The organism is Streptomyces sp. bgisy159 (assembly GCF_057707805.1).
Window position 1 is genome coordinate 106,858 of record NZ_JBYIQX010000011.1, and the last position, 23,460, is coordinate 130,317.

The window sequence follows — 23,460 nt, forward strand, 5'->3', positions numbered from 1 at the left end:
GTTCCGACCGCACCGACCACCACCGTCCGGCACCGCGCTGTGCGAGGAGGAAGCGTGTTCCGCAGCGAGTACGCAGACGTCCCGGCCGTAGAACTCCCCATCCACGAGGCGGTCCTCGGCCGGGCCGCCGAGTTCGGCGACCTGCCCGCCCTGATCGACGGCACCGACGGCACCACGCTCACCTACGAGCAGGTGGACCGCTTCCACCGGCGCGTCGCCGCCGCCCTCGCCGAGGCCGGCGTCCGCAAGGGCGACGTCCTCGCCCTGCACAGCCCCAACACGGTCGCCTTCCCGCTGGCGTTCCACGCGGCCACCCGCGCCGGCGCCACCGTCACCACCGTGCACCCGCTCGCCACGGCCGAGGAGTTCGCCACACAGCTCCGCGACTGCGCCGCCCGCTGGATCGTGACCGTCTCCCCGTTCCTGGAGACCGCCCGCCGCGCCGCCGAACTCTCCGGCGGCATCGAGGAGATCCTCGTCTGCGACAGCGCCCCCGGACACCGCTCCCTGATCGACATGCTCGCCTCCCGCGCCCCCGAGCCGCACCCCGCCATCGATCCGGTCGAGGACGTCGCGGCCCTGCCGTACTCCTCCGGCACCACCGGCGTCCCCAAGGGCGTGATGCTCACCCACCGGCAGCTCGCCACCAACCTCGCCCAGCTCGAACCGGCGATCCCCGCCGGCCCCGGCGAACGCGTCCTCGCCGTCCTGCCCCTCTTCCACATCTACGGGCTCACCGCCCTGATGAACGCGCCGCTGCGCAGCGGCGCCACCGTCGTCGTCCTGCCCCGCTTCGAACTGGAGACGTTCCTGGCGGCCATCCAGAACCACCGCATCACGGCCCTCTACGTGGCCCCGCCGATCGTCCTGGCCCTCGCCAAACACCCGGCGGTCGCCCGGTACGACCTGTCGTCCCTGAAGTACGTCATCAGCGCCGCGGCCCCGCTCGACGCCGACCTCGCCGCCGCCTGCTCCCGCCGCCTGAACCTGCCCCCCGTCGGCCAGGCCTACGGCATGACCGAACTCTCCCCGGGCACCCACGTCGTCCCCCTGGACGCCATGCGCGACGCCCCCGCCGGCACCGTCGGCAGGCTCATCGCCGGCACCGAGATGCGCATCGTCTCCCTCGACGACCCCGGCAAGGACCTCGGCACCGGCGAGCGGGGCGAGATCCTCATCCGCGGCCCCCAGGTCATGAAGGGCTACCTCGGCAACCCCACCGCCACCGCCGCCATGATCGACCCCGACGGCTGGCTGCACACCGGGGACGTCGGCCGGGTCGATGCCGCCGGCTGGCTCTTCGTCGTCGACCGCGTCAAGGAACTCATCAAGTACAAGGGCTTCCAGGTCGCCCCGGCCGAGCTGGAGGCCCTGCTGCTCACCCACCCCGGCATCGCCGACGCCGCCGTCACCGGCACCCCCACCGACGAGGGCACCGAGGTGCCGCACGCCTACGTCGTCCGCGGTCCCACCGCCGCCGGCCTCACCGCCGGCGAGGTCATGATGTACGTCGCCGAACGCGTCGCCCCCTACAAACGCGTCCGCCGGGTCACCTTCGTCGACGCCGTCCCACGCGCCGCCTCCGGCAAGATCCTCCGCAGACGGCTCAAGGAGCGCCCGTGACCCTCGTCGCCCGCACCCGCGTCCGGGGCATCGAGACCCTCACCCTCGACTCGCCCGGAACCCGCAACGCCCTCTCGGCGGCCCTGGTCGCCGACCTCGCCCAGGCACTCACCGAGTGCGCCGCGGACCCCGGCACCCGCGCCGTCGTCCTCACCCACACCGGCACCACCTTCTGCGCCGGGGCCGACCTGCGCGACCCGCCCGCCCCCGACGCGCTCGTGGCGCTGCTCCGGCAGATCGTCGAGCTGCCCCGACCGGTCGTCGCCCGCGTCACCGGACACGTCCGCGCGGGCGGCCTCGGCCTCCTCGCCGCCTGCGACATCGCCGCCGCCTCCCTCGACGCCACGTTCGCCTTCACCGAGGTCCGCATCGGCGTCGCCCCCGCCGTGATCTCCCTGCCGGTCCTGCCCCGCGCCGACCCCCGCGCCGTCGCCCGCCACTACCTCACCGGCGAGCGCTTCGATCCGGCCGAGGCGGTCCGCGTCGGCCTGCTCACGGCTGCCGGCGACGACGTGGACGCCGTACTGCGTCCCGTCCTCGACGGACTGCGCCGGTCCGCACCCGACGCCCTGGCCGAGACGAAGCGGCTGCTCACGACTAGGGTGCTGGAGGCATTCGACCGGGACGCGGACCACCTCACCGCGCTCTCGGCACGGCTGTTCGCCTCCCCGCAGGCCCGCGAGGGGATGACGGCCTTCCTTGAAAGACGGGATCCCCCATGGGTGCTGTGACCACAGTCGACCGCGTCCCCAAGCAGGACCGCAGCCGCGCCACCCGGCAGCGGCTGCTGGAGGCCGCCGTGGCCTGCCTCGCCGAACACGGCTGGGCCGGTTCCACGGTGACCGTCGTCGCCGAACGCGCCGGTGTCTCACGGGGCGCCGCCCAACACCACTTCCGTACCCGCGAGGACCTCTTCACGGCGGCCGTGGAGTACGTCGCCGAGGAGCGCTCCACGGCCCTGCGCGCCCTGTTCCCCGAGGGCGCGGCGGGCGACCGGCGGGCCGTGGTCGCCGCCCTCGTCGACCTCTACACCGGCCCCCTGTTCCGCTCCGCCCTGCACCTCTGGGTCGCCGCCTCCAACGAGGACCAGCTGCGCTCGCGCGTCACCGAGCTGGAGGCCCGCGTCGGCCGCGAGACCCATCGCATCGCGGTGGAACTCCTCGCCGCCGACGAGACCCGCCCCGGCGTCCGCGAGACCGTCCAGGGCCTGCTGGACATGGCCCGCGGGCTCGGGCTGGCCAACCTCCTCACCGACGACCAGCAGCGACGCGAGCGCGTGGTCGAGCAGTGGGCGGCCCTGCTGGACCAGGCACTGGGCTGAGCCGCCCCGACCGCCTACGGGCTGAGCCGCTCCACCCGCCAGCTCCCGTCCGGCTCCGCCACATAGCGCAGCCGGTCGTGCAGCCGGTTCAGCCGGCCCTGCCAGAACTCCACGCTCTGCGGCGCCACCCGGTAGCCGCCCCAGTGCGGCGGGACCGGCACCTGCTCGCCCTCCGGGTAGCGGGCGGCCAGCTCCGCGTACGAGGCGTCCAGCTCCGCGCGCGACGCGACCACGGCGGACTGGGCGCTCGCCCACGCCCCCAGCTGCGAGCCGTGCGGCCGGGTCCGGAAGTAGGCGGCCGTCTCGTCCCGGCCGGTACGCCGCGCCACCCCCTGGACGATGACCTGCCGGGCCATCGGGTGCCACGGGAAGAGCAGCGAGACGTACGGGTTCTCGGCGAGGTCCCGGCCCTTGCGGGACTCGTAGTTCGTGTAGAAGACGAAACCGTGCTCGTCGAACTGCTTCAGCAGCACCGTGCGCGACGACGGCCGCCCCTCGGCGTCGGCCGTGCACACGACCATCGCGTTCGGCTCGAACAGATGCGCCTGGGTGGCGGCCTCCCGGAACCAGCGCGCGAACTGCTCCACGGGCGTGTCGGCCAGATCGGACTCGGCGAAACCCTCCACCCGGTACTGCTTGCGCATCGACGCGGGGTCGGGCACGGGATCACGGACGGGATCGAAAGGGACGGCGTCTCGGTCGCTCACTGTGTCATCTTCCCGCATCCCCGGCCCCGGCAGACCGGCCCTGCCCCGACACTTACGTGGCACTCAGTGCCGCGAGGACTCCCCAAAGGTGGCACTCGGGGATATCGTGCTGGTACCCCTCCGGCCGGGTGACCGTCGGCCGAACGGGGCATCACCACCGCACGGGGCCCCGCCCGGGCACGCGCGGGGCAACCCTCCGGGACGGCCGCCCGGACCGCGAGCCGCCCCACCACACCCCGGCACACCCACAGCCCGGACGCCCCACCCGTCACACATCACGAGGAGCCGCCTGATGTCCGACTTCGTACCCGGACTCGAAGGGATCATCGCCTTCGAGACGGAGATCGCGGAACCCGACAAGGAAGGCGGCGCGCTCCGCTACCGAGGCGTGGACATCGAGGACCTCGTGGGTCACGTCTCCTTCGGCAACGTCTGGGGCCTCCTCGTCGACGGCGCCTTCAACCCCGGCCTGCCGCCCGCCGAGCCGTTCCCCATCCCCGTGCACTCCGGCGACATCCGCGTCGACGTGCAGTCCGCGCTCGCCATGCTCGCCCCCGTCTGGGGCCTGAAACCCCTCCTCGACATCAGTGCCGAGCAGGCCCGCGAGGACCTCGCCCGCGCCGCCGTCATGGCCCTGTCGTACGTCGCCCAGTCCGCGCGCGGCCAGGGCCGGCCCATGGTGCCGCAGCGCGAGATCGACAAGGCCGAGTCCGTCGTCGAACGCTTCATGATCCGCTGGCGCGGCGAGCCCGACCCCAAGCACGTCGCCGCCGTCGACGCCTACTGGACGTCCGCCGCCGAGCACGGCATGAACGCCTCCACCTTCACCGCCCGCGTCATCGCCTCCACCGGCGCCGACGTGGCCGCCGCGCTCTCCGGAGCCGTCGGAGCCATGTCCGGGCCGCTGCACGGCGGCGCCCCCTCCCGCGTGCTGCACATGATCGAGGAGATCGAACGCACCGGGGACGCCGAGGCGTACGTCAAGCAGTCCCTCGACCGCGGCGAGCGCCTCATGGGCTTCGGCCACCGCGTCTACCGCGCGGAGGACCCCCGCGCACGCGTGCTGCGCCGCACCGCCCGCGAACTCGGCGCCCCACGCTTCGAGGTCGCCGAGGCGCTGGAGAAGGCCGCCCTGGAGGAACTGCACAACCGGCGCCCGGACCGCGTCCTGGCCACCAACGTCGAGTTCTGGGCGGCCATCGTCCTGGACTTCGCGGAGGTGCCGGCGCACATGTTCACGTCCATGTTCACCTGCGCCCGTACGGCGGGCTGGTCGGCGCACATCCTGGAGCAGAAGCGGACCGGACGCCTCGTACGGCCCTCCGCGCGGTACGTCGGACCGGGCCCGCGCGACCCGCGCGAGATCCAGGGGCACGGCGACATCGCCCACTGAGCGGGAACCCCCGGGGCGCGGCCCACGCGCCCCGGGGCGACAGCGCTCACGCCGGTGTCAGCAGACCCGGGTGATGCCGTTCCGCCACCAGCGGGTGGGCCCGCAGCTTGCCCTTCAGTTCGTTGTAGCCGTACTCGGCGAACAGCGGGTTGGCCGGGTCTGCGGTGACGCCCGGCGCCGCCGACGCGTGCGGGAAGGGCAGCGGCTCCACGCGCGCGTCGAGGCGCGGGTTGTAGAAGAACGGCACGGAGAACCGCTCCACGGCCGACGGCGGTGACACCACCCGGTGGTTGGTGGCGACGAGGTACCCGTCGGTCGCGACCTCCAGCAGCTCGCCCAGGTTCACCACGAACGCGCCCGGCAGCGCCGGCACGTCATGGAACAGCCCGTCCTCGCGCTGCACCTGCAACCCGCCCACCGCGTCCTGCAGCAGCAGCGTCAGGAAGCCGTAGTCCTTGTGCGCGCCCACGCCCTGCTCGGCGCCGTCGCGCGCCCGCCCGGGGTAGCGCACCAGCTTCAGGTGCGGATGCGCCCGCTCCCCGAAGACCGGGTCGTAGAAGTCCGGCGGGGCACCGATCGCGGCGAGCAGTTCGCGCAGCAGCCGCTCGGCGACCCCGCTGAGCCGGTCGATCCAGTCCAGGGCGGCGGTGCGCAGCTCGGGCAGGGACTCGGGCCACTGGTTCGGGCCCTGCAGCCACCAGTAGGCGGGCTCGTCCGGGCCCGGTGCGCGGGCCGGCCGCTCGGCGCCGATGTCGAGCTGGTCCCGCCAGTCCCGGCGGCCGCCGGTGCGCTCGTCGCCGGTGCGGGTGTAGCCGCGGAAGTGCGGCGAGTTGACGTTGTCGAGGGCGAGCCGCTCGGCTTCGGGCAGTGCGAAGAAGCGCCGCATCGCCGAGTCGAGCCGCGCGGTCTGTGCCGCGCCGACCCCGTGGCCCACCAGCTGGAAGAAGCCGACGTCGTGCGCGGCGGCGTGCAGCCGCGCGTGCAGCACGGCCCGCGCCTCGGGGCCGCCGTCGGCGAGCGACAGGTCGATGATCGGGAGTTGCCGGTACGACGGAGTGGACCGGTGCGACGGGTCGGACGGGTACGTCGGGTTGGACGGGTACGTCAGGGTGTGCGACATGGGTGTGTCCACGTGGAGGTGAGGCGGCGGTGACCGCGGAAGGAAAAGGGGGCCGGACTGCTCAGAAGGAGCGTCGACAGCCCGTGCTCGTGACGCGGACGTAGTCCACGTGGCGGCGTCGAACGAGCGAAAGCATGCCCTCAGGGTACTGCGCGCCGGAGAATCCCCGTATGACGCGCCTCACGGCCGCAAGTCCTCCGGGAAACGCAGACGGCCCGTGGGCTTGGTCCTCTCAAGGAGGAGCCGGCCGGACGTACCGGCAGCCCACGGGCCGGGTGACTGCGTTGGATTGGCCGGCTGCGTGCGTCGCGCGCACGCCGGTCCGGCGCCGAACCGAGTACGACGGCGGGCCGTTAGCCCGCAGTCACCTCGCGCGTCCGGGATTCACTCATGTACCGGATCACCTCCTTTCAGCGATGGCACCCACCCTAAGAACCGGTCGGGCAGTCATCAACAGCTTTTTCGAGAAGCGCGGCCGCGGATCGCGGTCCCAGGCGTCGCGCCGGCCTTCCGGCGACCGTTCCCGGCGTGATCGCGCCGCCGGGGCGGACGGGGCCCGGTGCGGCGCGGGCGGTGGTGCCGGGCGATCACAACGATTCCTTCGCGATATTGCGGGAACCCCGTGTGGGCTGCGTCACGTTCCAGTTGAATGAAGGCCAACAACGGTCCGACGAGGGGCTGACGAGAGGCCGACGAGGGTCGGCCAGGGCCAAGCCTGCAGGGGGTCCACAGGTGAGTGCTTCCCGGCGTAGCGGGACCACGGACGAGCTGGGGCCGGACGAGCCCGAGCCGCCCGAGCGGGGCGGCGCCGCGAGTGCCGAGCACATCGGCGGTTCCGATCTGCTCGCGGCGCTGCTCGACGGCATGGACGCGGCGCTGTGCGCCTTCGACGCCGACGGCGTCGTCACCCACTGGAACCGCGAGGCCGAGCGGATCCTCGGCTGGAGCGCCGCCGAGGCGGTCGGCCGGCAGGGGTTCGCCGGATGGGCGGTGCGCGCGGCGGACGCCGAGGAGATCGAGCGGCGGCTGATGGCGGCGATGCACGCGCCGGGGCGCCAGGTGCACGAGTTCGCGCTGGTGACCAAGGACGGCGGCCGGGTCCTGGTGCGCACGCAGTCCGCCGCCGTACGCGGCCCGGACGGCGAACCCGCCGGCGTGTACTGCGCCTTCAGCGAGGTGCACGCGCAGATCGACCTGGAACGGTCGATCGCGCTGAGCGAGGCGCTGTTGGAGGACGCCTCCTGGGGTGTGGTCCTCGTCGACGCCGACCTGCGCCCCGCCGTCGTCAACGCGCACGCGGCCCGCGCGCTCGGCTCGGGCCGCACCGCCGTCCTCGGGCGCCCGCTCGGCGACCTGCTCACGCACGGTGTGGAGGAGGTGGAGAACGCGCTCACCCACGTGCTGGCCGAGGGCGCGCCGCCCGCGCTCACCGAGATGTGGGTGGGGGTGCGCACCCCCGACGGCGAGCAGCGGCGCTGCTGGCGCAGCGGCTTCCTGCGGCTGGCCTCGCCGCTCGCCGAGGAGCCCGTGCCGCTGGGCGTCGGCTGGCTGTTCCAGGACGTCACCGAGACCAAGCAGGGCGAGCAGGAGGCGTCAGTGCTGCGCTTCCGCACCAACCAGATGCACCGGGCCGCCCGCGCGGCGGCCGAGTGCGAGGACCCGGCGGAGGCGGTCACCGTCCATCTGGACTTCGCGCTGGCCGGTTTCGCCGACCACGCCCTGATCGACCGGGTGGCGGGCGGCACGACGTCCGGCGACGGCGGGACGACGCCGCTGCGGCTGGTGCGCATCGCCGAGACCCCGTCCGGCGGGCCGGGCCCCGCCGCGCTCACCGGCCGGGCCGGTCTGCCCGTGCGGTACGCCGAGGGGCACCCCGCGCTGCAGTGCGTGGCCCGCGCCGGTTCCGTGCGGGCGGGCAGCGGCGCGGTCCCGCAGGAGCGGTCCGCCGAGTGGGCGCGGGGCCGCCAGTGGCCGCAGGACACGGTCCACGCGCTGTGTGCGGCGCTGCGCAGCAGGGGCCGCACCCTCGGCGTCGTCACCTTCCTCCGGGGACGCGGCCGTACCGCCTTCGAGCGCTCGGACACGACCTACGCGGAGGACGTGGCCCTGCGCATCGCCGCCGCGCTCGACCTCGCGGACACGGCCCGGACGGCCGGACCGGAGGAACCCCGGGGGCGCGAGGGCTCCGAGGGGGCCGAGAAGGCCGCGGGATCATGGGGACCTGAGGGACCTGAGGGACCTGAGGGACCTGAGGGGCCTGAGGGACATGGGGGACCTGAGGGACCTGGGGGACCCTGGGCGCAGGGCGAGCGGTAGGCGCGTCAGTGGCGGTAGAAGATCCGGTCCCGGTACTCCTCCATCACGCGGCCGTTCCACTCGTGGCCCCCGTCGACGTTCCCGGAGCGCAGCAGCGGGGGTTCGACGCCGCGGTCGGCGAGGGCACCGGCGGCGGTGGCCATCACGGCCTGGAGGAGGGCCGTGGTGACGACCGTGGAGGCGGGCGCGAAGGGCGCGGGGACGGCGTCGTGGGTCAGCTCGGCGTCACCGACGGCGATCTTCGAGTCGAGGACGATGTCGCAGTGGTCCTTCAGGAAGCTCCCCGAGGCGTGCCGCGACTTGGTCTCGCTCGCGTACGCCACCGAGGTCACGCCGATGACCTTGACGCCGAGGGCGCGGGCGTTGAGCGCCATCTCGACCGGCAGGGCGTTGCGGCCGGAGAGGGAGACGATCACCAGGGCGTCGCCGGCCCGCACGGGTGAGGTGTCGAGGACGGCGCTCGCGAGGCCGTCGACGCGCTCCAGGGCGGAGCCGAGGGTGGCGGGGGTGACGTCGACCCCGACCACGCCGGGGACGGCGAGCAGGTTCATCAGCGCGAGGCCGCCCGCGCGGTACACGAGGTCCTGTGCGGCGAGGGAGGAGTGGCCGGCGCCGAAGGCGAAGAGGCGGCCGCCGGCGGCGACGGTGTCGGCGAGCAGGGTGCCGGCGGCCCGGATCCCGTCGGCCTCCTCGTCGCGGACCCGCCGCAGCAGTCCGATCGCCGCGTCGAGGAACTGGCCGCCGAGCGTACGGTCACTCATCCGAGGGGCCCCTTTGCCGTGTCCGGTGTCCGTGTCGCGGATCACGGTGCGGTCTGGACCAGTGCGGTGTCAATACGGCGTGGGGGCGGTCGGGAACCGGGCGGTTCCTTCCGTGCGGCACGGTTGTCGGCGGCATCCGGCAGAATTGGGCACAGGGCCAGCGCACGCGTTCGCCGGAGAGCCGTCGAGCCTCCGGGAGATCTCATCGAGGGGCACGTATGTCCGGACTGATCGACACGACGGAGATGTATCTCCGCACCATCCTCGAACTCGAGGAGGAGGGTGTCGTCCCCATGCGCGCCCGTATCGCCGAGCGCCTCGACCAGAGCGGTCCGACGGTTAGCCAGACGGTGGCCCGTATGGAGCGGGACGGACTGGTGTCGGTCGCCAGCGACCGTCATCTGGAGCTGACGGACGAGGGCCGTCGCCTGGCCACCCGGGTGATGCGCAAGCACCGCCTCGCCGAGTGTCTTCTGGTCGATGTGATCGGCCTGGAGTGGGAGCAGGTGCATGCGGAGGCCTGCCGCTGGGAGCACGTGATGAGCGAGGCCGTCGAGCGGCGCGTGCTGGAACTGCTGCGCCACCCCACCGAGTCCCCGTACGGCAACCCGATCCCCGGCCTGGAGGAGCTCGGCGAGAAGGACGGCGCGGATCCGTTCCTGGACGAGGGCATGGTCTCGCTGGCCGACCTCGCCCCGGGCGACGAGGCCAAGACCGTCGTCGTGCGCCGGATCGGCGAGCCGATCCAGACCGACGCGCAGCTGATGTACACGCTGCGCCGCGCGGGGGTGCAGCCCGGTTCGGTGGTGAGCGTGACGGAGTCGGCGGGCGGGGTGCTGGTCGGCAGCGGTGGTGAGGCCGCCGAACTGGCGGCGGACGTCGCCTCGCACGTCTTCGTCGCCAAGCGCTGACCTGCGCCCCGGGCGCGGACGGCGGGCCGCCGGGAAAGCGGCGGCCGGAAACCGCAGCGCCGTGTCGCGTCTCGTGCCAGTCTGTCGCTGAGGCACAGCCGAGGCATATGACCTAGGGGGCGGGAAGATGTGCCGCAGACGAGCGGAGGGCCCCGGCGCCCAGTGGCGCCGGGGCCTGTCCTCCCCTGTGCTGACCCGGAGCCCCGAGCTCTCAGGGTCATTCCCGTCGGACCGGTTTCCCCGAGCGGTCCGCCTCCCGCAGAAGATCTCCCCTCGACAACGGCGATCATTCCTTGAGTGTCGTCACTCGTACGAGGGGTGTTGGCCGGGAAGAGAGCGAGTCTCGAATGCGAGTTCGATAATCTGCGCGTGACGTGAGAGCGGCAACGGCAACAGCACCAGTACGCGTGAGAGTGGGCAGCGGCCGAGCGAAGCCAGGGGGTGCCGGACCAGTGGCGCGACGCAGCGACGTGACCGGGGCGGGAGGCGTACGCCTGGCCGCGTGGGAGTTCGGCGACCCGCCCGAGCCGGTGCCCGACCGTCCGATGCCCGTCCCGTTCCCGCCCGGCCGGCCGGCCGGAGCACCGGACGGCCACGGGCAGCGCGCCCCCGGCGTGCTGTTACTGCACGGCCTGATGGGCCGCGCCTCGCACTGGGCGGCCACCGCCCGCTGGATCGCCGAGCGCCACCGCGCCGTCGCCCTCGACCAGCGGGGCCACGGCCACAGCGAGAAGCCCCCGCGGGCCGCCTTCACGCGCGAGGCCTACGTCGAGGACGCCGAGGCGGCGCTCGAACAGCTCGGCCTCGCCCCGGCCGTCCTCGTCGGCCACGCCATGGGCGCCCTGACCGCCTGGCAACTCGCCGCGAAACGCCCCGACCTGGTGTGCGGCCTGGTCATCTGCGACATGCGGGCCTCCGCCCTCGGCGCGGCCTCGCAGCGCGAGTGGACCGACTGGTTCAGGTCCTGGCCCGTACCGTTCGCCACCCTCACCGACGTCCGCAGGTGGTTCGGTGCGGACGACCCCCGGGTCGAGCGGCCCGACCCCGCCCGCGGCGCGTACTTCGCGGAGATCATGCGGGAGTGCGCCGACGGCTGGCGGCCGGTGTTCGACCCCGAGCAGATGCTGCGCTCGCGCGAGACCTGGGTCTACGACGCGCACTGGGAGGAACTGGCGCAGGTGCGCTGCCCGACCCTGGTCCTGCGCGGACCGGACGGGGAGCTGGGGCGGGCGGAGGCGCAGGAGATGGTGCGGGTCCTGCCCCGGGGGGAGTACGCGGAGGTCGCCGACGGGGGACACCTCGTCCACTACGACCGGCCGGCGGCCTGGCGGGACGCGGTGGAGCCGTTCCTGGAGAAGGTGCTCAAGACCTGACCTGCCCCGCGCCCCGCGAAGGGCCGCCCGGGCCGGACCGGCTCCCTCCACCCGTTGTCGACCTGCGATCACCCGTTGCCGACCGGCTGCTGCGGTCACCCGTTGCCGGCCGGTTCCCCCTCCGCCCGATGCCGACCGCCGTTCACCCCTTGCTGACCGCCGTGAGGATCTCCGGCAGCCGGGCCGCCGTCCTCGGTGCCGCCAGCCGCAGCCCCAGCCAGGTCAGCAACGCCCCGTACCCGGCGCCGCACGGCAGCAGCAGCCAACTCCACGCGTTGCCGACCCCGGTGACGTTCCACCAGATGGACACCGCGATGACGGGCGAGCACAGCAGGGCCGCCGCGACCATGCCGCCCACGATGCCCGCCCAGGCGAGCCCCACCTGACCGGGAGCCACGTTCTTGTGGCCCTCCTGGGGGATGGAGTAGGGGAAGCGGGCCGACGTCCAGGCGCCGGTGGCCAGCAGGGCGCCGAGCAGCGCGAAGGAGAGCCCCAGCACCTCGGGCAGCCGGGCCCAGTCGCCGAGGAGCCCGGTCGTCACCACGGTCACCAGCGTCACGTACGGCAGGGTGATCACCAGCAGTGCCAGCGCCCGTCCGCGCAGCTCGACGTACGCGTCCCGCGGGGAGGAGATGGTCATGGCGACCGTCCAGAAGGCGGAGGTGTCCTGGCCGAACTGGTTGTACATCTGGATGCCGAGCATCCCGGCGGCGAAGCAGGCGAAGTAGACCGAGCCGGTGCCCTGCACCGCGTTGAACAGCGGCACGATCAGACCGATGGCCAGCGCGGTCACCCAGGCCGCCTTGGTCTTCGGGTCGCGCCACACGTACCGCAGGCCGCGCTCCATGACGGCCCCCGTCCGCCCCGTGGGCAGCAGCCGGGCGAGACCACCGGAGCGCCGCCGGCCCGCGCCCGGCTCGGCGGCCGGCAGCGTGGACCCGTCGGGCGCGGTCATCAGCCGGTCAAGGCTCGCCGCCCACGCACCCACCAGACCCGCCAGCGCCCCGGCGCACAGCAGGAGCTGCAGCACCGCCGCACCGTACGAGCCGTCGCTCGCCGAGTCGGCCGCGCCGACGGCCGCCGCGGGCGGCACCCAGCGCAGCACGTCCGCGACCGGGTCGAGCTGCCCCAGCCCCGACGTGCCGAGCCGCTGCACACCGAAGTTGACGACCTGCGCGCCGACCGCGACGACCAGTCCGCTGAGCACCGCGAGGTCCCGGCCCCGGCGGCTGGTCAGCAGCCGCATGTTCGCGGCGGCCACGGCCCGCGCGAGGGCCACGCACACCAGCAGCCCGAGCACGACGCCGACGGCCCCGACGGCGTACGCGAACGCCCCGTGCGCCACGGACACCACCGAGCCCGCCAGCAGCAGGACGGTGAACAGCGGGCCGATGCCCACCAGGGAGGCGGCGAGCAGCGCGCGCACCAGAGGGCGGGGCCGCAGCGGCAGCATCACCAGCCGCGTCGGGTCCAGGGTCTCGTCCCCGGCCGGGAAGAACAGCGGCATCACCGCCCACCCCAGCCCCAGCACCGCCACCAGCGGCAGCACCAGGGACGCGGCGTGCTCGTGACCGCGCAGCGCGATCAGCCCGATCAGCTGCAGCGCGGCGAACGCCACGACGAGCACGGCGGAGGCGACGTATACGGCCCGCCGCCCGCCGGACTGCCTCAGCCCGTTGCGCAGCAGCGACAGCTTCAGCCGGACGACGGTCGCGGTCAGCGGGCTCATCGGGTGCCGCCGCCCAGCCAGTCCAGATCCGACCCGGCGTCCCGCCCCGGCGCGCCGACGAGTTCCAGGAACGCCCGTTGCAGCGAGGGCGCGTCGCCCCGGACCTCCGCGAGGGGGCCCTGGGCCCGGATCCGCCCGGCGGCCAGCACCGCCACCCAGTCGCACAGCGACTCCACGAGCTCCATGACGTGGGAGGAGAAGACCACGGTCGCGCCGGAGGCGGTGTAGCGCTCCAGGACGCCCCGGATGGTCTGCGCGGACACCGGATCGACCCCCTCGAACGGCTCGTCCAGGAAAAGCACTTCGGGGTTGTGCAGCAGCGCCGCCGCCAGCCCGATCTTCTTGCGCATGCCGGTCGAGTAGTCCACGACCAGTTTGTGCCGGGCGCCGGCGAGGTCGAGCACGTCCAGCAGCCGGTCGGCCCGCCGGTCCGTCTCCGCCCCCGGCAGACCGCGCAACCGCCCGGTGTAGCCGAGCAGTTCCCGCCCCGACAGCCGTTCGAACAGCCGCAGGCCCTCGGGCAGCACCCCGATCCGCGCCTTCACGACCACCGGGTCCCGCCACACGTCGTGTCCGACGACCTCCACGCTCCCGGCGTCGGGCCGCAGCAGCCCGGTGACCATCGACAGGGTGGTGGTCTTCCCGGCACCGTTCGGTCCGACGAGCCCGATGAAGCGGCCGGCCGGCAGATCGATGTCGATCCCCCCGACCGCGACCTGCTCCCCGAACCGCTTCCAGAGTCCCCGCACCCGAACAGCCGCTGACGTCATGCGTCAAACCCTACGGCGGAGTCAACGGCCGGGCAGAGGCGCGCAACAGCGCGGGCGAGCCCGCCGGACCGGCACCCGCGGCCCTACCGGTCCCGCCCGCACGCGTACGCGAGCGGTGAGATCAGCTCCTCGGCGTCCGGCAGCCACCGGTTGGCCGGCGTCGGCCGGCAGGCCCACTGCACGGCGCCCCGGGACCCGAACCGGGTCGGCGGGGCGGCGACGTACGCGCCCTCGCCGAGCGCCGTCAGATCGAGGGAGGACAACGACCAGCCCAGCTTGCGCACCAGATCGGCGATCTTCACGGCGGCCCCCGGCAGCACGAAGAAGTGCATCCGCCGGTCCGGCGACAACGTCACCGGACCCAGCGTCAGTTCCATCCGCTCCATGCGCGCCAGCGCCAGGAACCCGGCCGTCTCCGGGACGGAGATCGCGTCGAAGGTGCGCCCGGTCGGCAGCAGGATCGACGCGGTCGGCTGCTTCTGCCACATCCGGCGCGCCACGGTCGCGCTGCCGGTGGCCTGGGTCGCCCAGTCGGGCCGGGCGGGATGCGCCCCCGGCGCAGGGCACCCGGCGTCTTCGCAGGAGCAGCGTTGCGCCCCGTCCACGGCTTCCAGCCAGGTGCCGGGAAAGACGTCCCAGTGTCGCTCCTCGGCGTAACGGACGGCGGTCTCCAGCAGCGATTGTCCGCGCTGCTTCGGGATCTGAGCGGCTTCGGTGCCCGCGATGGTGTCTTCCACGATGAACACAACTCTGGCGGTCACCAGGGGTTACGCCCGCGCGCGTGCGCGGGGGAGGTGCATCGCTCCGGGCTCCGGGGCGCATGGGTGCACGGGCGGGGGCGCGTGGAACGAACGGGAGCGGGAGGGGGTAGTCAGGAAGGGGGTCGGCATCCGCCTTTACCCCGGCAATCCTCGCATGCCTCGCATTTTCGTCCTGTGTGCGGGGCATTGATCTTCACGGCCGGATCTTTTCGCTTCATCAGGCTCGCAGGGGGTTATGCCATGGCCGCAAGGCCGCTTGTGGCGCGGCAGCCGAACGAACGGTTGCAGGCGCTCATCCAGGAAGCCGGGTGCTCGAACGCCGGGCTCGCACGCCGGGTCAACATGTGTGGCGCCGAACACGGGCTCGACCTGCGCTACGACAAGACGTCCGTGGCCCGCTGGCTGCGCGGCCAGCAGCCGAGGGGCCGGGCACCGGCGATCATCGCCGAGGCACTGGGCCGCAAACTCGGCCGTACGGTCACCATCGACGAGATCGGCATGGCCAACGGCAAGAACCTCGCCTCCGGCGTCGGCCTGCAGTTCTCGCCGACGGTGCTGGGGGCCATCGAGCAGGTCTGCGAGCTGTGGCGCAGCGACGTGGGGCGGCGCGACTTCCTGTCCGGGTCGTCGGTGGCGGCCTCCGCGCTGGTCGAGCCGAGCCGGGACTGGCTGATCTCCGCCCCGGACGCGCAGGTCGCGCGCTCGGCGGGGCCCCGCGTCGGGCAGTCCGACGTGGCGGCCGTGACCGCCATGACGCGGGCGCTGGTCGACCTGGACCACCAGTACGGCAGCGGGCACGTCCGCCCGGTCGTCGTGCACTACCTCAACAGCGTCGTCTCGGGACTGCTGGCCGGCTCCTACCGGGAGGCGGTCGGCCGCGACCTGTTCGCCGCGGTCGCCCGACTCACCGAACTCGCCGGGTACATGGCCGTGGACACCGGCCAACCGGGCCTGGCCCAGCGGTACTACATCCAGGCGCTGCGGCTCGCCCAGGCGGCGGGGGACCGCGGCTACGGCGGCTACGTCCTCGCCGCGTCCATGAGCCACCTCGCCGCGCAGCTCGGGAACCCGCGGGAGATCGCGCAGTTGGCGCGCGCGGCGCAGGAGGGGGCGCGGGGGCGCGTGACCCCGCGTGCGGAGGCGATGTTCCACGCCGCGGAGGCGCGCGGGCACGCCCTGATGGGCGACGTGCGCGCCGCGCAGGCGGCGTCGGGGCGCGCGGTCTCGGCGCTGGAGGCGGCGGATCCGTCGTCCGGCGACGACCCGGCGTGGATCGCCCACTTCGACCAGGCCTATCTCGCCGACGAGTTGGCGCACTGCCACCGCGATCTCGGCCAGGCCGAGGCGGCGGCACGCTGCGCCGAGCAGTCTCTCGCCGGCCACCCGGAGAGCCGGGCCCGCCGGCGTGCCATCGGTTACGTCCTGCTCGCCACCGCCCAGGTCCAGCAGCGCGAGGTGGAGCAGGCCTGCCACACCGGCCTGCAGGCCGTGGAACTGCTGGAGACCCTGCGCTCCAACCGCGGCGCGGAGTATCTGGAGGACCTCCAGCAGCGGCTGGAACCCTTCCGGGAGGAGGCGGTGGTGAGGGAGTTCGGGGCGCGGCTCGACGTCCAGGTCGCGGCCTGAGCGCCGTCAGCGGGGTCACAGGGCGGCAGGTCGCCTTCTGAGCTGCGTGGCACGGACTTTGGGGGACCCGGTAGCGTGAGCCGACGATTCCGAAGGTCCCCCATCAGCAGGAGTCCCGGTGACGCAGAGTGGACAGGGCGAGGAGCCCTCGTCGCGACCCGCGCGCGAAGGCATCGTGCTGCCCTCCGACGGCGGCGAACCCCTGCTGCCGGGCTTGTCCGGCGGCCCCCAGGGCCCGCCCGGCCACGCCGACGGCTACGGCGGCGGTTACGGCCACGGCGGGTACGGCGCCCCGGCCGGTTACGGCGACCAGGCCGGTTACGGTCACCAAGCCGGGTACGGCGACGCCGGCGCCGACGGCGGCGGCCACCTGCCGGGGCAGCAGCCCGGCCCGCCCGACGCCTCGTACGGCGGCCCGCAGCCCGGCGCGGTACCCCAGCCGGGTGCCGACGGCGGCTGGGGCGGCGGCTGGGACGCCGGCGCGCAGCAGGGCGTGCCCCCGCAGCCCGGCCCCGGCGCGCAGCCCGGCGCCGCGCCGCACGCCGGTCCGGGAGCGCACCCCGGGTCCCCGCCGCAGCAGCTGTCCGCCCCCGGCGGCTGGCCGCTTCCCGCGGACCAGCAGCAGTGGGGCTCCGCCCCGCCGCAGCCGGGGCAGACGGGGGCGGACCCGTGGGGCGGCGGCGCACGGTCCGGCGGCCCCGGCCCGCTGCCGCCCGAGAACGCGCCGCAGCCGCCGTACGGCCAGGGCCGGACCGCGGGCGGGCCGCTGCCGCCCGCCGCGGACGAGGGCGCGACCCAGTACATACCCCCGGTGACCGGCGCGCCGGGCGGCCCCGGCACCGGTCCCGTGGACAACGCCACCCAGTACCTGCCGCCGGTCGCCGCGCGCGCCGACGAGGGCGCCACCCAGTACATACCCCCGGTCCCGTCCGGCGCGCTGCCGCACGAGAACCGGGCGGAGCCGACGCGCTACCCGGGAGCCCAGGCACCGGCCGCCCCCGGCGGCTCCGACGCCGACGCCACCCAGTACATACCGCCGGTGACCGGTGCTCCGGCAGGCCCGCAGGGCGGCTACGGCGGTCCGGGCGCGCCCGGCGGCGACGGACGGCAGCCCCCGGCGGAGTTCGACAACCTCTTCCGCGGGGGTCCCGCCGACGCCGAGGCGCCGGCCGCCTCCACCCAGCAGATGCCGCGCTTCACCGAGCCGCAGTCCGGCGGCCACGGCACCCCGGCCGGCTACGGCGGCCCGCCGCAGGGCGCCCCGGCCCCGCAGGGCTCCTTCATCCCGCCGTCCGCGCGCCGCGCCGTGCACGACGACGCCGACGACCACGGCGGCCGCCGCGGCGGCACCGGCTCCCGGCTGCCGCTGTTCGCGGCGATCGGCGTCGCCATCGCCGTGGTGGGCATCGGCGCCGGCGCCCTGCTGGGCGGCGGGGGCGGAGGCGACGACAAGGACGACGGCAAGACCGTCGCCGCGTCGGCGCCCGCCGGGACGCCGTCGCCGTCGGCGACCGTCGACGAGGCCGAGCAGCAGGCGATCGCCCTGGACAAGCTGCTCGCCGACAGCGGCACCAGCCGGGCCAGCGTGATCAAGGCCGTGTCGGACGTGAAGTCGTGCGGCAACCTCGCGCAGGCCGCCGCCGACCTGCGGGCCGCCGCCCGACAGCGCGCCGACCTGGTCACTCGCCTGGGGGCCCTGCCCGTGGACAAGCTGCCCCAGCACGAGGCGCTGACCACCGCCCTCACCAAGGCCTGGCAGGCGTCGGCGTCCGCCGACAACCACTACGCCGCCTGGGCCGACCAGGTCGCCGCCAAGAAGAAGGACCTGTGCAAGAAGGGCAAGGCGCGGGCGACGGGGGAGACCCAGGCCGGCAACCGGGCCAGCGGCACCGCCACCGCCCAGAAGGGCAAGGCGGCTCCGCTGTGGAACGCCATCGCCCAGCCGTACGGCCTGACCCAGCGCCAGCCCAGCCAGCTCTGAGCCGGCTGCCCGGCGCCGGACGGCCGCCGGGCTCCCCTGGGTTCCCCGAGGCCGCCGGTCAGAGGTCGGCGGCCTCCAGCGTCCGCGTCACGTCGACGAAGCCGTTCCTGGCCGCCACCAGCCGCCCGTCACGGACCACCTGCAACGTCACGTCGGCGTTGACCAGGCGCGGCAGGCCGACCGAGCCGAGCCGCTCGGCGAAGCCCCAGCGCAGCGTCGGCGTGAGGCCGCCCGTGGTGACCTTCAGCCCGTCGTTCAGGGCGCCCCGGACCGTGTCGGCGCTCACCTCGCCGCCGCCGAGCGACTCCACGACCTTCCGGAAGACGGTGTAGGCGAGGTAGGTCGTCTGCACGCCGGTGTCGTCCGGGTCGATCCGGTTGTCGGTGAACGCCTCCTCGTTGATGATCTTCTTCATCTCGTCCCAGCGCTTGTCGCTGGACACCGGGTACCAGCCGGTGACGTACGACCCCTCGTAGGGGCTGCTCGCCCCGCCGGTGGAGTTGATCAGCGTCTGGTCGACGCTGCCGAGGACGGTGCCGGTGCGGACGTCGGCGGCCTTGTCGCCGGTGCGCCGGAAGGAGTCCATGAAGGTGCTGGTGCGGTCCCCGAGCACGGGCACCACACAGCCCTCGCCGTCGTCGCCGCGCCCCGCCGCCCGCAGCGCCCGCTCGGCCTCGGTGGAGTACTCGGTGGCGTCCTCGGCGGCGCGCTGGTCCCGGGCGCCGTCGTGGCCGCGGGACTTCAGGCCGGAGTTCAGCATGCCGGGCAGGGAGTCGCCGGCGATGGTGTCCGGGCGGATCAGGGCGACCTCGCCGCAGGTGCGGGCGAGCTCCTGGCCGAGGCCCGCCAGCAGCGCGGGCTGGCCGCCGTTGACCGGGTAGGACAGCGGACTGGTGAACTCGGCGGTGGTCACGCCGTAGCCGCCGATGTACGGGATGCCGGCGCCCTCCAGATGCGGCAGGAAGGACGCGGAGTACTGGCTGTAGGAGCCGACGACCGCCACGGCGCCCTCCTTGACGGCACGCCGGGCGCAGTCCGCGGCGCCCACCGTGTCGTTGCGGTCGTTGCAGGCCAGCACCTTCAGTTCCCGCCCGTTCAGGCCGCCCTGGGCGTTGATCCAGCGGGCGTAGGCGAGGGCGAAGGCGGGCATGCCGGGCTTGTTGGTGGCCGTGGTGTCCTCCGGCGCCCACGTCATCACGGTGATCGGAGTGTCGCCGGAACCCCCCGTGGTGCCGGGGAGGACTCCGCAGCCGGCGACGAGCGACGCACCGGCGGCCAGGGCGCCCGCGTGCAGCGCGGTGGATCTGAGCCGCCGGGTGAAGCGGCGGTACGTGGGGAGAAGGGGGCTTCGTGTACATCGCCTGCCGGTCATGGACACGCACGATTCCGTCACACCACTAACCCGGGCGTGACCCGAGAGCAACGGAAGGTGACGTGACGGTGAATTGGGGGAGCCGGGGCGCTGCGCGCAGGTCGCGGCGAGGGCGGGACGCGGCCGGTGTGACACGGATCGTACGATCGATGACCGTGCAAGCTCAGGAGAACACTTCCCGTCGCGGCCGTCGCTCATCCACCATGGGCGGCATGCCACTCAACGACATGCCGTGGTGGCGCTGGCGCAGCAATGTGCGCTCCGCGCTGCACATGCTCTCCGACCCGGCGTTCCAGCGGGACGTATGGCTGGCCGGTGCCGACGGTTACGGCGACGTCACCGACGCCGTGTACCGCCTGGTCGAGGACACCTGGCTGGACAACTGGTCCGCCGAGAAGTACGTCGGCACGATCTTCCGCGACTCGCAGGAGGCCGCGCTGGTCGACACCGCCGTGCTGCGGGTGCTGCGGATCATGCACCAGGTCGGGCCGGACGCGCCGGTCGCGGCCTATCTGGAGCACCAGGGCTGGCCGGACGCGGTCCGGGCGGCGCGGGACGCCCACGTGCGGCTCGCGGCGAGCGACGGCGACGACCCGGACGCGCCGCCGCGCAGCCTGGAGGTCCTGCGGATCATGACCCGGGCCGCTTAGGACCCGGCGCCGGGCGGGTCCGCGTTCCGGGACGCCTGCCCGGAGCGGGGCGCGGTATGGGACCCTGTGCTGCATGAACGAGCAGCCCACCCGAGCCGCCGCGGCCCTCGCCGACCAGTACGTCCTCACGCTGTCCTGCCCCGACAAGCAGGGCATCGTGCACGCCGTGTCCAGCTATCTGTTCATGACCGGCTGCAACATCGAGGACAGCCAGCAGTTCGGCGACCACGACACGGGACTGTTCTTCATGCGGGTCCACTTCTCGGCGGAGGCGCCGGTGACGGTGGACAAGCTGCGGGCCAGCTTCGCGGCGATCGGCGACTCCTTCCAGATGGACTGGCAGATCAACCGGGCCGACGAGAAGATGCGCGTCGTGCTGATGGTGAGCAGGTTCGGGCACTGCCTGAACGACCTGCTCTTCCGGGCACGGATCGGGGCGCTGCCGGTGGAGATCGCGGCGGTGGTGTCCAACCACACGGACTTCGCCGAGCTGGTGGGCTCGTACAACATTCCGTTCCACCACATCCCGGTGACGAAGGAGACCAAGCCGGACGCGGAGGCGCGGCTGCTGGAGCTGGTGCGTGAGGAGCGGGTGGAACTCGTGGTGCTCGCCCGGTACATGCAGGTGCTCTCCGACGACCTGTGCAAGCAGCTGAGCGGGCGGATCATCAACATCCACCACTCCTTCCTGCCGAGCTTCAAGGGCGCCAAGCCGTACCACCAGGCGCACGCCCGGGGCGTCAAGCTCATCGGGGCCACGGCGCACTACGTCACCGCCGACCTCGACGAGGGGCCGATCATCGAGCAGGAGGTCGAGCGGGTGGGGCACGACGTCACCCCCGACCAGCTGGTGGCCGTCGGGCGCGACGTGGAGTGCCAGGCACTGGCCCGGGCCGTCAAGTGGCACGCCGAGCGGCGCATCCTGCTCAACGGCCGGCGGACGGTCGTCTTCGCCTAGCCGAGCCCGGCCGACTGCCGAGTCCGGCCCCCGGTGGAAAGGGTGCCCTCCGCCGTCGGCCACCGCCTACATCCGGCTCAGTGACGCCACCGAGAACAGCACGTCTCTGATCGCCCCGCGGTCGCCCACCTGGCCCGCCGCCGCCTCCTCCGGCGGAACGCGGCCTGCCGCGAGATGGCAGAACTCCACGCCGTCCAGGGCCACGTGGGCCACCTCGTGGTCGGCGGAACCGAGGGCGGCGGGGGAGTCGAGCGGGATGTGCCACTGGCCGCCGCCGTGGCCCTCGATCTCCAGACGGAGGCTGCGGCCGGGCCGGCCGGCGGTGACCAGGCCCTGGACCGGTTCGGCGAGACCGGCGCGGCGGCGGGCCGCGAGCGCGTCCGGGAGCAGCCCGGCGGCCCGTTCGATCAGCTGGTTGAGATGGCGGGGCGCGGGCGGCCCGTGGGGGTAGTTCACGGCGTCCGCGATGTCCTCCGCGTGCACCCAGCACTCGAACGCCCGGTCCAGCATCGCGTCCCGCAGCCGCAGTTCCACGCCCGCCCCGAACGCCACCCCGAGCTCCCCGGCACCGCCGTCGGCGCAGGACGCGGTCCGCACGATCGCGTGGGTCTGGTCCCGCCACGGGCCGCGCACCGACCGGGTGTGCGGGAAGCGCGCCTCCTTCCAGTACCTCTCCGTGCGGTCGGCCGGGGTCGCGACCGGGTCGTCCCCGCCGGTGTCGGCGGTGCCGGCGCCCTGGTGCAGCGGGTCCGCCAGGCCGAGCGCCACCGCGACCAGCCCGTCCACCGCCAGCAGGTGCGCGATCACCCCGGCGACCGTCGTACGGCGCCGCCGGGTCGCCTCGCCCTCGTACCACCGCAGCCGTACCGGCGCGTGCCACTCGGCGTCGCCGAAGTCCTGCAGCAGGGCGTCCAGGCGGGCCGTCTCCGCGTCGTAGGGCGCGACCCACTCGGGTACCGGGATGCGCGGCGGGCGCCGGTCCAGGCAGCCGTCCAGGACCCGGGTGCGCAGCCCCGGGTCGAGGTCGAGGCTCTCCGGGCGCTGCAACAGGCCGACCGCCTCGCGCAGTCGGCGCGCCTCGTCCGCGCAGGAGCCGCAGTCGCCGAGGTGCGCCTCGACGGCGGCGGCCTCCTCGGCCGAGCAGGCCGCCAGTGCCCAGGCACCGAGCAGCGCCTTGAGCACCGGGTGCTCCAGACGCGGCGGCGTCGCCGTGTCCCCCTCGTCATTCACGCCGTGCGTGTCCTCCCCCTCGGCACGGTCGGACGGCATCGTGGTGTGGGGCGCCGGAGGCGGCTGGTCAGGTCCGCGTCCGTCGCCTCGATGCCCGCCGTGGTCGGTGCGATCGGTGTGGTGGCCGGTGTGGTGCGTGTGGTCGTCGTCGTGCCTGTGGTCGGTGTGGTGGCCGCCGCGGCGGGCGGGGTGGTCGCCGCGCCCCTCGGTTCTTCCCTGGGACCCGCCGCGGCCGTCGTACGCCTCGTGCCGTCCCGCACCGGTCACGCCGCACCCCCGTACCCGGGCGGGGCGCCGGGGGCCGCGGAGTCGTGGGCGGTGGCCAGCAGCTGCAGGCCGAGGCGGAGGCGGCGACGCGCCTCGTCCTCGGTGATGGCGAGGTCGGCGGCCGCCTGGCGGTAGTCGCGGCGCTGGAAATAGGCCAGCTCCAGGGCGGCGCGCAGTGGGGCCGGCATCGACTGGACGATGTAGTCGGCGCGGGCCGCCACCGAGGCGTGCCGCACTCGGTGCTCCAGCTCCTCGGGGGTGCCGGGGCCGCCGAGGGCGAGGGCGGCGGTCCCGGTGGCACGCAGCCGCTGCACGGCGAGACGGTGGGTGAGGGCGGCGACCCAGGTGCGCAGGGGGCCCTGCCGGGGGTCGTAGGCGTCGGGGTGCTCCCAGACGTGGCGGAAGACCTCGCGGGTGACGCGGTCGGCGGCCTGTTCGTCTTCGAGCACCCGATGGGCGAGTCCGTGCACGAGTGAAGCGAAGCGGTCGTAGAACTCACCGAGGGCGGCTGCCTCGCCGCGGGCCAGCCGCTGCTGCATCGTGCGGTCCCAGCGGGCCGGTGTGTCCTTCGCCGCCATGTGAACCCCCTCA

Annotated in this window: 20 protein-coding genes; 11 read left to right on the forward strand and 9 right to left on the reverse strand. The window is 74.1% G+C overall.

Translation table 11 applies throughout. The features are described from left to right. The first annotated feature begins 54 nt into the window (after positions 1–54). Genes AC3ET3_RS13810 through AC3ET3_RS13820 form a run of 3 tightly spaced genes read left to right on the forward strand, consistent with a single transcriptional unit; the run spans position 55 to position 2,944 of the window. Entirely contained in the window at positions 55–1,623 is a 1,569-nt protein-coding gene (locus AC3ET3_RS13810; RefSeq protein ID WP_435612212.1) for a 4-coumarate--CoA ligase family protein, read from the forward strand. Then, positions 1,620–2,354 carry an enoyl-CoA hydratase family protein gene (locus AC3ET3_RS13815; protein WP_432137346.1) on the forward strand — a complete coding sequence of 245 codons (735 nt, stop codon included), beginning with the start codon at positions 1,620–1,622 and terminating at the stop codon, positions 2,352–2,354. The genes AC3ET3_RS13810 and AC3ET3_RS13815 overlap by 4 nt, the downstream gene beginning before the upstream one ends. Next, positions 2,342–2,944, forward strand: coding sequence for a TetR/AcrR family transcriptional regulator (locus AC3ET3_RS13820; protein WP_435612213.1), 603 nt, complete (start codon positions 2,342–2,344; stop codon positions 2,942–2,944). The genes AC3ET3_RS13815 and AC3ET3_RS13820 overlap by 13 nt, the downstream gene beginning before the upstream one ends. 14 nt (positions 2,945–2,958) lie before the next feature. On the opposite strand, the gene pdxH is transcribed toward AC3ET3_RS13820, so the two are convergent. Further along, a complete protein-coding gene (gene pdxH, locus AC3ET3_RS13825) occupies positions 2,959–3,669 on the reverse strand; it encodes a pyridoxamine 5'-phosphate oxidase (RefSeq protein ID WP_432137348.1) in 711 nt (236 codons plus the stop codon). 274 nt (positions 3,670–3,943) lie between these two features. Here pdxH and AC3ET3_RS13830 point away from each other — a divergent pair, with 274 nt between their 5' ends. Beyond that, entirely contained in the window at positions 3,944–5,044 is a 1,101-nt protein-coding gene (locus AC3ET3_RS13830; RefSeq protein ID WP_432137349.1) for a citrate synthase 2, read from the forward strand. A gap of 46 nt (positions 5,045–5,090) precedes the next feature. On the opposite strand, the gene AC3ET3_RS13835 is transcribed toward AC3ET3_RS13830, so the two are convergent. Further along, a complete protein-coding gene (locus AC3ET3_RS13835) occupies positions 5,091–6,164 on the reverse strand; it encodes an isopenicillin N synthase family dioxygenase (protein WP_432137350.1) in 1,074 nt (357 codons plus the stop codon). 732 nt (positions 6,165–6,896) lie between these two features. Between AC3ET3_RS13835 and AC3ET3_RS13840 the strand changes: the two genes are divergently transcribed. Further along, on the forward strand, positions 6,897–8,480 hold the full coding sequence (locus AC3ET3_RS13840) for a PAS domain-containing protein (protein WP_435612214.1): 1,584 nt from the start codon (positions 6,897–6,899) through the stop codon (positions 8,478–8,480). Between the two features lie 5 nt (positions 8,481–8,485). On the opposite strand, the gene AC3ET3_RS13845 is transcribed toward AC3ET3_RS13840, so the two are convergent. Next, positions 8,486–9,241, reverse strand: coding sequence for an SIS domain-containing protein (locus AC3ET3_RS13845; protein WP_432137352.1), 756 nt, complete (start codon positions 9,239–9,241; stop codon positions 8,486–8,488). Positions 9,242–9,459: 218 nt separating this feature from the next. On the opposite strand from AC3ET3_RS13845, the gene AC3ET3_RS13850 reads away from it, so the two are divergent. Continuing rightward, positions 9,460–10,152, forward strand: a complete 693-nt coding sequence (locus tag AC3ET3_RS13850) for an iron-dependent transcriptional repressor DtxR (protein ID WP_432137353.1) — start codon at positions 9,460–9,462, stop codon at positions 10,150–10,152. Between the two features lie 452 nt (positions 10,153–10,604). Further along, positions 10,605–11,525: an alpha/beta fold hydrolase gene (locus AC3ET3_RS13855; protein ID WP_432137354.1), complete on the forward strand. Its 921-nt coding sequence runs from the start codon at positions 10,605–10,607 to the stop codon at positions 11,523–11,525. 142 nt (positions 11,526–11,667) lie between these two features. Here the strand turns inward: AC3ET3_RS13855 and AC3ET3_RS13860 are convergent, their stop codons facing one another. The 3 genes from AC3ET3_RS13860 to AC3ET3_RS13870 form a co-directional block, all read right to left on the reverse strand. After that, a complete protein-coding gene (locus AC3ET3_RS13860) occupies positions 11,668–13,254 on the reverse strand; it encodes a transporter (RefSeq protein WP_435612215.1) in 1,587 nt (528 codons plus the stop codon). After that, positions 13,251–14,024, reverse strand: coding sequence for an ABC transporter ATP-binding protein (locus AC3ET3_RS13865; RefSeq protein ID WP_435612216.1), 774 nt, complete (start codon positions 14,022–14,024; stop codon positions 13,251–13,253). Before AC3ET3_RS13865 ends, AC3ET3_RS13860 begins: the two co-directional genes overlap by 4 nt. An 83-nt stretch (positions 14,025–14,107) precedes the next feature. Further along, positions 14,108–14,770: a bifunctional DNA primase/polymerase gene (locus AC3ET3_RS13870; protein ID WP_432137414.1), complete on the reverse strand. Its 663-nt coding sequence runs from the start codon at positions 14,768–14,770 to the stop codon at positions 14,108–14,110. A 255-nt stretch (positions 14,771–15,025) separates the two neighbouring features. Here AC3ET3_RS13870 and AC3ET3_RS13875 point away from each other — a divergent pair, with 255 nt between their 5' ends. Next, complete coding sequence (locus AC3ET3_RS13875) at positions 15,026–16,411, forward strand: NsdA family TPR-like regulatory protein (protein ID WP_432137357.1); 1,386 nt, start codon at positions 15,026–15,028, stop codon at positions 16,409–16,411. A gap of 118 nt (positions 16,412–16,529) precedes the next feature. Beyond that, the gene (locus AC3ET3_RS13880) at positions 16,530–18,392 is read left to right on the forward strand and encodes a hypothetical protein (RefSeq protein ID WP_435612217.1); all 1,863 of its coding nucleotides are present in this window, start codon (positions 16,530–16,532) and stop codon (positions 18,390–18,392) included. 58 nt (positions 18,393–18,450) lie between these two features. On the opposite strand, the gene AC3ET3_RS13885 is transcribed toward AC3ET3_RS13880, so the two are convergent. After that, complete coding sequence (locus AC3ET3_RS13885; RefSeq protein WP_432137359.1) at positions 18,451–19,764, reverse strand: ABC transporter substrate-binding protein; 1,314 nt, start codon at positions 19,762–19,764, stop codon at positions 18,451–18,453. Between the two features lie 149 nt (positions 19,765–19,913). Between AC3ET3_RS13885 and AC3ET3_RS13890 the strand changes: the two genes are divergently transcribed. After that, positions 19,914–20,414 carry an SCO4402 family protein gene (locus AC3ET3_RS13890; protein ID WP_432137360.1) on the forward strand — a complete coding sequence of 167 codons (501 nt, stop codon included), beginning with the start codon at positions 19,914–19,916 and terminating at the stop codon, positions 20,412–20,414. 73 nt (positions 20,415–20,487) lie between these two features. After that, complete coding sequence (gene purU, locus AC3ET3_RS13895; RefSeq protein ID WP_432156390.1) at positions 20,488–21,372, forward strand: formyltetrahydrofolate deformylase; 885 nt, start codon at positions 20,488–20,490, stop codon at positions 21,370–21,372. Between the two features lie 66 nt (positions 21,373–21,438). Here purU and AC3ET3_RS13900 read toward each other — a convergent pair whose 3' ends face one another. Together AC3ET3_RS13900 and AC3ET3_RS13905 are read right to left on the reverse strand one after the other, a co-directional pair. Continuing rightward, positions 21,439–22,869 (reverse strand): zf-HC2 domain-containing protein, encoded by a 1,431-nt coding sequence (locus AC3ET3_RS13900; protein ID WP_435612218.1) that lies wholly within the window; start codon positions 22,867–22,869, stop codon positions 21,439–21,441. After that, entirely contained in the window at positions 22,866–23,447 is a 582-nt protein-coding gene (locus tag AC3ET3_RS13905; protein WP_432137363.1) for a sigma-70 family RNA polymerase sigma factor, read from the reverse strand. The genes AC3ET3_RS13900 and AC3ET3_RS13905 overlap by 4 nt, the downstream gene beginning before the upstream one ends. Positions 23,448–23,460: the final 13 nt, after the last annotated feature.

Excerpts from the sequence above, each read along its gene's own strand:
- AC3ET3_RS13820 (WP_435612213.1), top strand. The coding sequence starts at position 2,342 with ATGGGTGCTGTGACCACAGTCGACCGCGTCCCCAAGCAGGACCGCAGC.
- pdxH (WP_432137348.1), bottom strand. The coding sequence starts at position 3,669 with ATGCGGGAAGATGACACAGTGAGCGACCGAGACGCCGTCCCTTTCGAT.
- AC3ET3_RS13830 (WP_432137349.1), top strand. The coding sequence starts at position 3,944 with ATGTCCGACTTCGTACCCGGACTCGAAGGGATCATCGCCTTCGAGACG.
- AC3ET3_RS13835 (WP_432137350.1), bottom strand. The coding sequence starts at position 6,164 with ATGTCGCACACCCTGACGTACCCGTCCAACCCGACGTACCCGTCCGAC.
- AC3ET3_RS13845 (WP_432137352.1), bottom strand. The coding sequence starts at position 9,241 with ATGAGTGACCGTACGCTCGGCGGCCAGTTCCTCGACGCGGCGATCGGA.
- AC3ET3_RS13850 (WP_432137353.1), top strand. The coding sequence starts at position 9,460 with ATGTCCGGACTGATCGACACGACGGAGATGTATCTCCGCACCATCCTC.
- AC3ET3_RS13860 (WP_435612215.1), bottom strand. The coding sequence starts at position 13,254 with ATGAGCCCGCTGACCGCGACCGTCGTCCGGCTGAAGCTGTCGCTGCTG.
- AC3ET3_RS13865 (WP_435612216.1), bottom strand. The coding sequence starts at position 14,024 with ATGACGTCAGCGGCTGTTCGGGTGCGGGGACTCTGGAAGCGGTTCGGG.
- AC3ET3_RS13875 (WP_432137357.1), top strand. The coding sequence starts at position 15,026 with ATGGCCGCAAGGCCGCTTGTGGCGCGGCAGCCGAACGAACGGTTGCAG.
- AC3ET3_RS13885 (WP_432137359.1), bottom strand. The coding sequence starts at position 19,764 with ATGACCGGCAGGCGATGTACACGAAGCCCCCTTCTCCCCACGTACCGC.
- AC3ET3_RS13890 (WP_432137360.1), top strand. The coding sequence starts at position 19,914 with ATGACCGTGCAAGCTCAGGAGAACACTTCCCGTCGCGGCCGTCGCTCA.
- purU (WP_432156390.1), top strand. The coding sequence starts at position 20,488 with ATGAACGAGCAGCCCACCCGAGCCGCCGCGGCCCTCGCCGACCAGTAC.
- AC3ET3_RS13905 (WP_432137363.1), bottom strand. The coding sequence starts at position 23,447 with ATGGCGGCGAAGGACACACCGGCCCGCTGGGACCGCACGATGCAGCAG.